A 12,075-nucleotide genomic window follows, 5' to 3' on the forward strand; every position below is an offset into this window, starting at 1 on the left:
CCTTCATTGTTCAGTGCAGCAATCAGGTCGGCGCGCGCGGTGGAAAGATCCGCGTCGGCAGCCAGAAAATCAGCAGGATCAGCATCACCGCGACGCCAGCCATGCACACATAGAGATCGGAAGAAGTCAGCACCACGGCCTGTTCGTGCAGGCGATGAGCGAGGCCCGGATCGCTGCGATCGGCCAGCGGCGAATTGCCGAGGCTGTCGATCAACATGTTCGAATGGAAATGCAGACGCGACGTGGTCAGCGCTTCGATCACCCCGGTGGCGACCACGGCCGACAGGCCTTTCACCGTGTTGAACCACGCCGAAGCGAACGGCCCTTCCAGCGGCGAAATGCTCCCGGTCGAGAGCATCAACAACGGCAACACCGCCATCGGCTGACCGAAAATCTGCAGCCATTGCAGGACATAAAAGTCGTCACGAATCCACGCCGACGTCAGTTGCGAACCACCGAGGCACGACAGCGCCAACATGCTCAAACCGATCCCGAGCACCCAGCGACAATCGACCCAACGCAGATTGCACAGCGCCGCCACCAGCGGCAGTGCGATCAACTGCGGCAACGCAGCGAGCAGCATGATCGGCGCGGTCTGCACCGGGCGATAACCCTGCACCTGTACCAGATAACTCGACGGAATCAACACCACCGCCAGCAAAATCACCAACACACCGGCCAGGGTCATTAGGGCGAATGACAGGTTGCGAATACCGAGCATCTGCAATTTGAAAAACGGAATCGGCTGCGACCATTCATTGATCAAAAACGCTACCAGCAGCAGCGAACCAGCGCCGAGCAAGCCGCAGATCAGGCTCGATTCGAACCAGTCCAGTCGATTTCCCTGCAGCAAACCGATCACCAACATGCAGATCGCCGGGAAGCCCAGCAGCAGGCCTTTCCAATTGAATGTCTTGAGGCGCTCCAGCCGCAGCGGATCCTGCGGAATGCCGTAAGCCACCATCGCCATGGCGATCAGGCACGGCACGATGATTTGCCAGAACGTCCATTGCCAGCCGACGTATTCCGTCCACAACCCGGCGAGCGGCGTACCGAGGCCGGGGCCGAAAGTCGCGGTCAGCGCGTAACCGGCCAGACCGTAGAGTTTGATATTTGCCGGCAAGAAGCGCAGGGCCACGGTCATCAGCATCGGCGGCAGCGCGCCGCCGGCCAGGCCTTGCAGGATGCGCATCAACAGCAGACTTTCGTAATTCGGCGCGAACGGGCACAGCACGCCGAGCACGGTGAACAGGCCGATCGCGCAGAGGGTGAAACGGCGCAGCGAGAAGGTCACCGAGCACCACGGCGCAAACGCCATGGCCGCGACCGAGGTGGCGGTGTAACTGGCGACCAGCCAGGTGCCTTCGTCGTAACCGATGTGCAGCGCGCCACGGATGTCGGCGAGGGCCACTTTGGTGACCATCTCGTTGAGGCCCGACACCAGCACCGCCAGCAGCACGCCGACCAGACCGGTGATGATCCGCGCCCCGAACACCGGAGGCGCGGCCGCCGTCGCCGGGCTGGCCGCAGCGAGGGGCGCCGAGACCGTCAGGGATGTCATGAATGAAAACTCCGGGGGTGGGAAATACCGGAGCATTTTAGTGGGGCTTATCGCTGACGAAAATTGACTTATTGGCAGGTTATAAGTGCATTTCGTGCAGCAATGCAGAACCCTTGTGGGAGCGGGCTTGCTCGCGAAAGCGGTGGGTCATTCGGCAATGATGTTGACTGAATTGACGCTTTCGCGAGCAAGCCCGCTCCCACAGGGAGTTTTGTGTTGGCTGGGGATTAAGGTTGCGCGGCCAGCCAGGTTTCGTCGCAGCAGGTTTTCAGGGTTTCACGCAGCCAGCGGTGCGCCGGATCCTTGTCAAAACGCGGGTGCCAGGCTTGTGTCAGCATCAGTGTTGGCAACGGAATCGGCAGGTCGAACGAGCGCAGCTTCAAACCCAATCGCCGCACGCTGAGCAGCGCTTCCTTGGGCACCGGCAGAATCAGATCGGAATCCGGCAAGGCAAACATCGCCGCATGGAAACTCGGCGCAATCACCGCCACCCGCCGCTCAAGCCCCAACGCGTTCAACGCCGTATCAATCGGGCCCCGAGCGATACCCCGGCGCGACATGCTGATATGGGAAAACCCGGCGTAGCGTTCAGCGGTTATCTCACCGTCAAGCAGCGGATGATCTTCACGAACCAGCCCAACGAAATGCGTGGAAAACAGATTCTGCACTTTCACTTCAGGGCTGACCGGCCGGGTGTTGCTGACGCTGAGGTCGATCCGTCCTTCGCGCAACGCTTCATCATCGCCATCGCCCTCGGGGACAAAACGCAGCTCGCAGTGCGGTGCTTGTTGGTCGAGGGTGTCGAACAGCTTGCCGCCGTAGACGCCGATGAAAAAGTCATTGGCGCGAATGCTGAAGCGCCGGCGCAGCGTGCCCAATTCCACCGTGTCAGCGGAGCGGAACAGCAGCGCGGCTTGTTCGACGACGTCGCGCACCTGCTCACGTAATTCCAATGCTTTGGGGGTTGGCACCAGGCCACGGCCGGCGCGCACGAGGATCGGATCGCCGATGGCTTCGCGGATACGCGTGAGGGTGCGGCTCATCGCGGCGGGGCTGAGGTTCATCCGCCGCGCGGCGCCGACCACACTGCCCTCGTCGAGCAAAGCGTCGAGGGCGACCAGAAGGTTCATGTCCGGGAGCTGCATGGCGAGCACTCGTGGCGAATCAGGATTGATCTGCGTGCAATCCTAGCAGATCAAAAGATCGCAGCCTTCGGCAGCTCCTACGGGGATCCCATTCCATGTAGGAGCTGCCGAAGGCTGCGATCTTTTCAGGTCAGCGCTGCATACCCCAGCGCTTCACGGTCACCCGCTCCAGCGTGTCAAACACCAGATTCTCCACCAGCAAGCCAATCAGAATCACCACCGCCAACCCGGCAAACACCTTGTCGGTGTACAGCTCATTTCGATTCTGAAAGATGTACCAGCCCAAGCCACCCTTGCCACTGGTCGCACCAAACACCAATTCCGCCGCGATCAACGTGCGCCAGGCAAACGCCCAGCCAATTTTCAGCCCGGCCAGAATCGACGGCAACGCCGCAGGAATGAGGATGAACAGCACCAGCCGCAATCCCTTCAAACCATAATTGCGCCCGGCCATGCGCAGCGTCTCGGACACCCCAAGAAACCCGGCATAGGTATTCAGCGCCAACGCCCACAACACCGAATGCACCAGCACAAAAATCAGGCTGTTCTGGCCCAACCCAAACCACAGCAACGCCAATGGCAGCAGGGCAATCGCCGGCAACGGGTTAAACATCGAGGTCAGTGTACTCAGCAGATCGCGCCCAAACTGGGTCGACACCGCCAGTGTCGTCAGGGCAAACGCCAGAACGATGCCGATCAGATAACCCTTGAGCAGCACCACCAAGGATATCCACACCTTGCTCAACAACTCGCCGCTGAGCAGGCCGTCGTACAGCGCATGGCTGGTCTGCAGAAAACTCGGCAGCAACAGATCGTTGTTCTGCACCCGCGCGACGATTTCCCAAAGCACCGCGAGCAATATCAGGATCAGGCTTTTGCGCAGCCAACCCTGTTGCCACAGCCGCGTGCCGAGCGACAGTTCGCGCTCGACCGGCACTTCCGTCAGCGGCTCTAAAACAATTTCGAATTCTTCACGCACAGATGATGACTGGCTCATCGGGTTGATCCTCCTGGCCGCTCAATAGGCGATGCGAATGTCGTTGAAGTCGTGCTCACGCTCGGTTTCCGGCGACTGGCCTTCGTCGAACAGCAGACGATGAATGCGCCGCGCCGATTCCTGAAACGCCACGCCACCGAGGCTGTGCAGATCGTATTGATGGCTGTGCACTTCGGCGCGCACCCGCCCCGGATGTGGCGACAGCAACAAAATGCGATTGCCCACCACCAACGCCTCTTCAATCGAGTGGGTGACGAACAACAATGTGAAACGCACCTCTTCCCAAAGCAGCAGTAATTCTTCCTGCATCTTGCGTCGGGTCAGCGCATCGAGTGCGGCGAACGGCTCGTCCATCAAGAGGATTTTCGGCTGCATCGCCAACGCCCGGGCAATCGCTACGCGCGCTTTCATGCCACCAGACAAGGTGTGCGGATAGGCATCGGCGAACGCCGCCAGGCCGACCTTCTCCAGATAATGCAGCGCGCGTTCTTCGGCCTCTTTTTTCTTCAGCGTGCGCGACGCCAGCAGCGGAAACATCACGTTCTGTTTGACGGTTTTCCACGGCGGCAGTTGATCGAATTCCTGAAACACCACAATCCGGTCCGGCCCTGGCGCGTCGACGCGCTGGCCTTGCAGACGGATCTCGCCTTCGCACGGTTGAATGAACCCGGCGACCGCTTTAAGCAAAGTGGATTTGCCGCAACCGGACGGGCCGAGCAGCACGTAGCGATCGGCCGGGTCGATTTCAAAACTGACCTGGTGCGTGGCGCGCACCACACGTTGCGGCGTGCGGTATTCGAGGCTGACATGATCGACCGCCAACAGCGCTTCGCGGTTGACGATCAGGTTGCTGGCCGCGTGGCCTTGCAAAGGGGCGTTCATCTCGATCAGCTCCCTTGCAGCGGTTTGGCGTCCTGGAAGAAATAGTCCTTCCACGATTCAGGTTTGTTTTTGATCGCGCCGACGCGGTAGAGGAATTCGGCCAGTGGATAAGTATTTTTCGGCGTCACGCTGAATTCGAACTGCGGGTTGTCGATGATTTTCAGCAACGCGGCGCGGTCGATTTTCGCTTTGGTCACGCGGATGTAGGTGTCGGCCGCCGCGCCCTTATCGTTCTGCGCAAATTGCGCCGCCTCGGTCAGTGCTTCGACGAAGGCTTTGTAGGTTTTCGGGTTTTCCTCGCGGAATTTCTCGGTGGCGAACAGCACCGTCGGCGAGTTCGGGCCGAGCACGTCATACGAGTTGAGCACGACGTGAACGTTAGGGTTTTCCAACGCCTGATCCTGGAACGGCGGGTTGGAGAAATGCCCGGTCAGCTCGGTGCCGCCGGCGATCAACGCAGCCGTGGCGTCCGGGTGCGGAACGGCGATGGTGTATTTGTCGAGGCGATTGAATTCCTTGTCGCCCCACTGCTTGGCCGCCGCGTATTGCAGGAAGCGCGACTGCACCGAAACGCCAACCGCTGGCACTGCGATGCGATCCTTCTCGGTGAAATCGGCGATGGTTTTGACCTTCGGATTGTTGCTCACCAAGTAGTAAGGGAAGTTGCCCAGCGAGGCGACGGCTTTGACGTTTTGCTTGCCGTGGGTGCGATCCCAAATGGTCAGCAGCGGCCCGACGCCGGCACCGGCAATGTCGATGGAACCGGACAACAGCGCATCGTTGACCGCAGCGCCGCCCGAGAGCTGCGTCCAGTCGACCTTGATGTCGATGCCTTCTTGCTTGCCGTATTTCTCGATCAGGCCCTGATCGCGCACCACGTTGAGCAATAAATAGACAATGCCGAACTGTTCGGCGATGCGGATTTCACCTTCGGCGTGGGCCACGGTCGGTGCGACCAGGCTGCCGGCAATGAGGCTGAAACCGAGGCCGATGGCGGCGGCCAGCGGGGCAAATGGAAGTCGTTTGGACATGATCGAATCTCCGGCAAATCAGAAAGGCGCGTCGCCCTGAATGGTCGTGCGATACAGCTTGCGGCGCAGGTGCGCGGGGCAGCCGGCGGCGAGGTGGATCAGCGAACGGTTGTCCCAGAACACCAGGTCGTGGGGCTGCCACTGATGGCGGTAGATGTTTTGCGGCAACACGCTGTGGGCGTAGAGCTCGCTCAGCAGTTGCTGGCTCTCGTCGTCCGGCAGACCAACGATGCGCGTGGTGAAACCTTCGCTGACGAACAGCGCTTTGCGGCCGTTTTCCGGGTGCGTGCGCACCACCGGGTGCACCACTTCCGCGACCTGAGCGAGTTGCTCCGGGGTCAGCGTCGGGCGCCAGTTGCCTTCGAATTTGGTTTCGCTGTAACGCGCGGTGTAGGAATGCGCGGCGCTGCGCCCTTCGACTGCTTTACGCAGCTCAGCGGGCAGGTTGTCCCAGGCTTTGTGCATGTCGGCGAACAAGGTGTCGCCGCCCTCGGAAGGCAGCTCTTGCGCATGCAGCATCGAGCCAAGGCTCGGCAGCTCTTTATAGGAAAGGTCGGAGTGCCAGAATTTGCCGGCGTCGCCGAGGCCGATGTTTTGGCCGTTTTCGACGATGTTGGAAACGATGAGAATTTCCGGGTGATTGGCCAGCAGGAACTGCTTGAGCACGTGGATCTGCAACACACCGAAGCGGCGGCTGAAGTCGATCTGCTGTTGCGGGGTGATTTGCTGATCGCGGAATACCACGACGTGGTGGTCGAGGTGCGCGCGATGGATGCGCGCAAAGTCTTGATCATTGATCGCCCGGGTGAGGTCGAGGCCAATGATCTCAGCGCCAACGGCACCGCTGAACGAGCGAATTTCGAAGGTTTGCGGCGCGGCGCTCGCGGCGCTTGGGGTAGCAGTAGCTGCGGACATCTTTCAATCTCCCACGCACGGCGCGCTCACGGGCGCGCTCGTCGATCAGACACTCACGCTGGATTGCGTGTCGGTTCAGGTCGTGCGGCGCGCCGATTAGTCGGCAGGTACGCAGGGGAGTGACTTTATAGCTATAAGAATCGGAAATTAAATACCGTTAATGAATAACGATATGGCGAATGGTGAGGAATGGACTGGGTGGTGAGTGACGGTTTTTGTCACTTGCTGACAGAGAAGTGCTGTTTCGACTGACGCCTTCGCGAGCAAGCCCGCTCCCACAGTTGATCTTCAGTGAACACAATTTCTGTGTTCAACAGAGATCCAAATGTGGGAGCGGGCTTGCTCGCGAAGGGGCCACAAGCCGCGCTGGACATCTAGCGCTCGTGTAGTGCCTCAGCCCGCGCGCGGATGATCGGTTTGAGCAGGTAGCTCAACACCGATTTCTTGCCGGTGATGATATCCACCGACGCCACCATCCCCGGAATGATCAGCAACGGCTTGTCATCCGTACCCAGATGACTGCGCTCCGTACGCACCTTGATCACGTAATACGTGGTCTTCTTGTCTTCATCGGTAATGGTGTCGGCACCGATCTGCTCAAGCTTGGCTTTCAGGCCACCATAAATGGTGTAGTCGTACGCGGTGAATTTCACCGTGGCTTCCTGGCCCGGATGCAGAAACGCGATGTCCTGCGGGCGGATTTTTGCTTCGACCAGCAAGGTGTCGTCCAGCGGCACAATCTCCACCAAATCGCTGCCCGGCTGGATCACGCCGCCGATGGTGTTGACCAGCAACTTGTTGACGATGCCCCGCACGGGCGAGGTGACCAGCGTACGACTGACGCGATCTTCCAGCGCCTTGCCGGTAGCGCTGGCCTTGTTCAGGTCGGTACGCGCTTCGTTGAGTTGGGTCAGCGCTTCACTGCGGAATTTGCCGCGCGTCTCGTCGATCTTGCGCTGCACTTCCTTGATCGCCGATTCGGCACGCGGAATCGCCAAAGTTGTAGCATCGAGCTGACCACGGGTTTCCACTTCGGCGCGCTTCAGTCGCAAGACTTCAACCGGGGACACTGCGCCCTGCGCCACCAGCGGCTCGGACATGTTGATTTCCTGACGCTGCAAGCCGAGTTGCTGACGGTATTGGCCCTGCTTGGAGCCGAATTCGCGAAGCTCTTGCTGACGCTGAATCAACTGCTCCTGCAAACCGCCGATCTCGTCGTGCAGTTGCTGGCGGCGGCTGATGTACAGCGACTCTTCGCTTTTCGCCTGACCCGGCACGGCTTTGAGCACGTCCTCGGGGAAATTCAGCGGACGGTCATCGACTTCGGCGCTCAGACGCTCAACGCGCAGCAACATCGACAGACGATCGGCCTCGGTTTCGCCGACGTTGGAGGCAAATCGCGTGTCGTCGAGACGAATCAGCGGTGCGCCGGCCTCGACAATCTGGCCTTCCTTGACGAACAGCTCGGAGACGATCCCGCCCTCAAGGTTCTGGATTTTCTGGATCTTCGACGACGGAATCGCCTTGCCGTCGCCCTTGGTCACTTCGTCGATCACGGCGAAATTGGCCCAGAGCATAAGAAAAACGAAGAAGCCGATGATCGCCCAAATGGTCAGGCGCACGACGCGCGGGGCGTCCTCGATCAGCGCCTTGTTGACCTCTGGCAGCGGCTGGCCCTGCAACGATGCCGAGCCCTTGAAGTAGCGACGGATCGAATCCTTGAAACCCGACTTAAGCAACACTGATCTGCCCCTTCTTCAACGCTTCCATCACGGCGGCTTTCGGGCCATCGGCGAGAATCTGACCACGGTCGACCACCAACAGGCGATCGACCAGCGACAACAGTGAAGCCCGGTGCGTGACCAGAATCACGGTCTTGTTTTCAATCACTGCCGCGAGGCGTTGCTTGAGGCGTTCTTCGCCGGTGTTGTCCATCGCGCTGGTGGGTTCATCCATCAGCAGAATCGGCGGATTGAGCAGCAGCGCTCGGGCCAGGGCGACGTTCTGTCGTTGGCCGCCGGAGAGGTTCTGCCCACGCTCGCCGACTTGCAGCTCATAGCCTTGCGGGTGCAGACGGGCGAATTCGTGGACGCCGGCCAGTTCGGCGGCTTGCAGCACCAGTTCGTCTTCTACATAACGCGCACCGGAAACCAGGTTGTCACGCAGGGTGCCGGCCAGCAGTTGGATGTCTTGCGGCACGTAGCCGATGTTGTAGCGCAACTCGCTGACGTCGATCTGGCGAATGTCCACACCGTCGACCAGCAAGGCGCCATCGTCCGGCTGATAGAGGCCAACCAGCAGTTTGGCCAGGGAGCTTTTGCCCGAGCCACTGCGACCGATGATGCCGATTTTTTCGCCGGGACGGATCACCAGGTTGATGTTCTTCAGCGCCGGGTTCTGTTGTTCCGGGTAGGTGAAGTTGAGCTGGCGGCACTCGATGGCGCCTTGCAAAACCTTGCGGCTCAGCGGGCGCTCTTCGAAGTTGCGCTCTTGCGGCAACTCCATCATTTGATCGACCGAGGTCATGGTCACCCGCGCCTGTTGATAGCGGGTCAGCAGACCCGACAGCGAGGCCAGCGGGCTCAGCGCGCGACCGCTGAGCATGTAGCAAGCGATCAGACCGCCCATGCTCAGGTGCCCGTCGATGATCTGGTACACGCCGAAGACGATCATGATCACCCCGGCCAGTTGCTGGATCAGCAGGGTGATGTTCATCGCCAGGCCGGAAAGCATTTTCACCCGCAGCTCAAGGCGGCTGAGGGTGCCGATGGTCTGTTCCCACTGGTATTGGCGTTCGCTTTCGGCGTTGTTGACCTTGACCGCGTCGAGACCGGCGAGGGTTTCGATCAGGCTCGACTGACGCTCGGCGCCGAGGGCCATGGTGCGTTCCATCGTGGCCACCAGCGGCTTCTGCAAGGCGTAGCCGATCAGCAAGGCAATCGGGAACGCCAGCACCGGAATCCACACCAGATGCCCGCCAAGAATGGCGATGACGATAAAGATCAGGATGGTGAACGGCAGGTCGATCAGGCTGGTCAGGGTCAGCGAGGCGAGGAAATCGCGCAGGCTCTGAAACTCATGAATGTTCTGCGCAAAGCTGCCGACTCGGGCCGGGCGATACTTCATCGACATGCCGACGATGCGCTCGAACAGCGTCGCCGAGATGATCAGGTCGGTTTTCTTGCCGGCCAGATCCAGGCACAAACTGCGCAGGCTTTTGAGGATCAGGTCGAACAGGTAAGCGCCGGTAATCCCGAGGGCCAAGACCCACAGGGTCGCTTCGGCCTGGTTCGGCACCACGCGGTCGTAGACGTTCATCACGAACAGCGGCGCAGCCATCGCAATGATGTTGATCAGGAAGCTTGCGGCAATCGCATCGGCGTACAGCCAGCGCGAACGCTTGAGGGTGTCGCGGAACCACGAGCGAGCGCGCGGAATCAGCGTGCCGTGGTTAACGTCGAATTTGTGTTGCGGCTGGGCGAAGAAAACTTTACCGGTGTAATCGTCGGCGAGCAGTTCGCGACTGACCACGGACTCGCCGCCGTCGCTTTCGCTGAGCAGCACCCGCGCTTCGTCGTCACCTTGCCAGCCCAACAGGACGGCGCTGCGGCCATCCTTGAGCAGCAACAGCGCGGGCATGGCGATCGCCGGAATTTCTTCCAGTTTGCGCTGCAACACCCGCCCTTGCAGGCCGGCGCGAGCCGCCGCGCGGGGCAGCAACTCGACACTCAAACGTTGTTTGGGCAGCGGCAGGCCGGTGGTCAGCATCGCCGCGCTGGCAGGCTTCTGATGGAGCATGCAAAGGGCGAGCAGACCGTCCAGTAACGGATCGTCGTGCAACGCGCGTGGATCATGACTGAGATGAACTCGACTGACTTCTGATTCCACGCTCGACACTCTTTAACAGTTGAAAGGGATAACTCAATTCATCCCAGGCAGCTGAACCTTGGGCTTCACGTCGTTCTGCACAACGGATGCCAACGGCGCGACCACTCCCTGGCTTCTGAGCAACTCGCCCATGGTCGCCTTGATTCGGTACTGAGTAAATAACTGAATGTTTTTGATTTCAGCCAGACGCCGCGATGCGGTGAACAGCTCGTTTTCGCTGTCGAGCAAATCGAGCAGGGTGCGTTCGCCGAGGCTGAATTGACGCTGATAAGCAGTGCGCACGGCGGTGCTGTGATCGACGTATTGCTGCGCGATCGGCACCTGCGCGTTGGCGTTGTTCAAGGCGTTCCAGGCCAGGCCCAGCTCTTCGTTCAACTGACGCAGGGCGTTGTTGCGGATGTCCAACGCCTGGTTCGACAGGTACGACTTGGATTCCAGATCAGCCTTGTTGCTGCCACCGGAATAGAGGTTGAAGCGCATGCGCAGCATGGCTTGCCACTCGTTGTTGTGACCGTTCTGGCCATCGATATCGTTGTCGGCGGTGCGGCCCAGTTCAGCGTCGAAACGCGGGTAGAAGGTCGACTTGGCGGTCTCGTACTGCTTCTCGGCAGCGGCGATATCGGACTCGGCCGAACGCAGGATCGGACTGTTTTCGACCATCTGCGTGCGCGCTTCATTGAGGTTGGCCGGCATCATCGCGATGAACGGCGCCGGGCGCTCCAGCTGATCCGGCATCTGGCCGACGGCGCTGAGGAAGTTGGTTTCCGAGTCGGCGAGGTTGGTCTGCTCGGTGATCAGGTTGTTGCGGGCCTGAGCCATACGCGCTTCGGCCTGATCAAGGTCGGCGCCGCTGCCGACGCCGCGCTGGGTGCGCAACTGGATCTGGTCGTAGATACGCTGGTGGCTCTTGAGGTTTTCTTCGGCCAGACGCACGAACTCGCGACGCGTCAGCACGTCCAGATAAACCTGGGCGACGGTCAACGCGGTGCGCTCGGAAGTGCCGAGCAGCGAGTAAGCGCGGGAGTTAACGGTGGCTTGTTGACGCCCGACTTCGCTGGAAGTGGCAAAACCGTCAAAAACCATTTGCGAGAGACGTAAACTTGACTCGCTGCGGTTCAGGGTTTCGTAGTGGTTACCGGAATCGGCGCGTGTGGTCACGCTGTCGGTGCCCTCACGGCCATAACCACCCAGCAGATCGACCTTCGGCAGGTATCCACCTTTCGCTGCTCTTAATTGATAATCCGCCGCCAAACGACTGTTGACCCCTGCCTGGATCTCCGGATGGACATCCAATGCCTGCTGCATGGCTTCTGGTAAGGATTGTGCTTGTACAAAAGAGGCGGCGAGAGCGAAGGGTACGGCGAAAAGCAGGGGCGAACGCATGGTAGGAATTTCCCAGAACTTCTTGTCTTGAATCACAGCAAAAACGGGGCGCTGCGTCGGATGATGGCAACCAGATTGACCGTATGTCGGAAAGTTCAAAACAGGAACTGGATCACACGCTGAAGGACGGGTCGCCGCGGAAATATCAATGTGACATTACTGGGGCGATTGTTTAGGATGGCACCCAGAAGGTCAATAGTTTGGCATAAAGTTAATAGCGAAAAAATCTAGCCAAATTATTGACGATTAGACGCGTCAAACTTGCTACGCAAA

9 protein-coding genes are annotated in these 12,075 nt (G+C 59.8%); all 9 read right to left on the bottom strand.

Features of this window, described 5'->3' with window-relative positions:
• Positions 1-22: 22 nt before the first annotated feature.
• The 9 genes from ACIP1X_RS08380 to ACIP1X_RS08420 all read right to left on the bottom strand — a co-directional run bounded on the left by ACIP1X_RS08380 (position 23) and on the right by ACIP1X_RS08420 (position 11,802).
• Positions 23-1,561 (bottom strand): MFS transporter, encoded by a 1,539-nt coding sequence (locus ACIP1X_RS08380; RefSeq protein ID WP_400751060.1) that lies wholly within the window; start codon positions 1,559-1,561, stop codon positions 23-25.
• Between the two features lie 227 nt (positions 1,562-1,788).
• Complete coding sequence (locus ACIP1X_RS08385; protein ID WP_053116440.1) at positions 1,789-2,706, bottom strand: LysR family transcriptional regulator; 918 nt, start codon at positions 2,704-2,706, stop codon at positions 1,789-1,791.
• Between the two features lie 130 nt (positions 2,707-2,836).
• Entirely contained in the window at positions 2,837-3,703 is an 867-nt protein-coding gene (locus ACIP1X_RS08390; protein ID WP_212546384.1) for an ABC transporter permease, read from the bottom strand.
• Positions 3,704-3,724: 21 nt separating this feature from the next.
• Entirely contained in the window at positions 3,725-4,585 is an 861-nt protein-coding gene (locus ACIP1X_RS08395; RefSeq protein ID WP_400751064.1) for an ABC transporter ATP-binding protein, read from the bottom strand.
• A gap of 5 nt (positions 4,586-4,590) precedes the next feature.
• Entirely contained in the window at positions 4,591-5,616 is a 1,026-nt protein-coding gene (locus ACIP1X_RS08400; protein WP_053116437.1) for an ABC transporter substrate-binding protein, read from the bottom strand.
• Positions 5,617-5,634: 18 nt separating this feature from the next.
• Positions 5,635-6,531: a TauD/TfdA dioxygenase family protein gene (locus ACIP1X_RS08405; RefSeq protein ID WP_400751066.1), complete on the bottom strand. Its 897-nt coding sequence runs from the start codon at positions 6,529-6,531 to the stop codon at positions 5,635-5,637.
• 374 nt (positions 6,532-6,905) lie between these two features.
• On the bottom strand, positions 6,906-8,273 hold the full coding sequence (locus ACIP1X_RS08410) for an HlyD family type I secretion periplasmic adaptor subunit (protein ID WP_053116435.1): 1,368 nt from the start codon (positions 8,271-8,273) through the stop codon (positions 6,906-6,908).
• Positions 8,263-10,419 carry a type I secretion system permease/ATPase gene (locus ACIP1X_RS08415; RefSeq protein WP_212546386.1) on the bottom strand — a complete coding sequence of 719 codons (2,157 nt, stop codon included), beginning with the start codon at positions 10,417-10,419 and terminating at the stop codon, positions 8,263-8,265. The genes ACIP1X_RS08410 and ACIP1X_RS08415 overlap by 11 nt, the downstream gene beginning before the upstream one ends.
• 33 nt (positions 10,420-10,452) lie before the next feature.
• Positions 10,453-11,802 carry a TolC family outer membrane protein gene (locus ACIP1X_RS08420; RefSeq protein ID WP_053116433.1) on the bottom strand — a complete coding sequence of 450 codons (1,350 nt, stop codon included), beginning with the start codon at positions 11,800-11,802 and terminating at the stop codon, positions 10,453-10,455.
• Positions 11,803-12,075: the final 273 nt, after the last annotated feature.

The sequence above is a fragment of the Pseudomonas sp. NPDC088885 genome, from assembly GCF_044750025.1.
Classification (GTDB): domain Bacteria; phylum Pseudomonadota; class Gammaproteobacteria; order Pseudomonadales; family Pseudomonadaceae; genus Aquipseudomonas; species Aquipseudomonas rustica.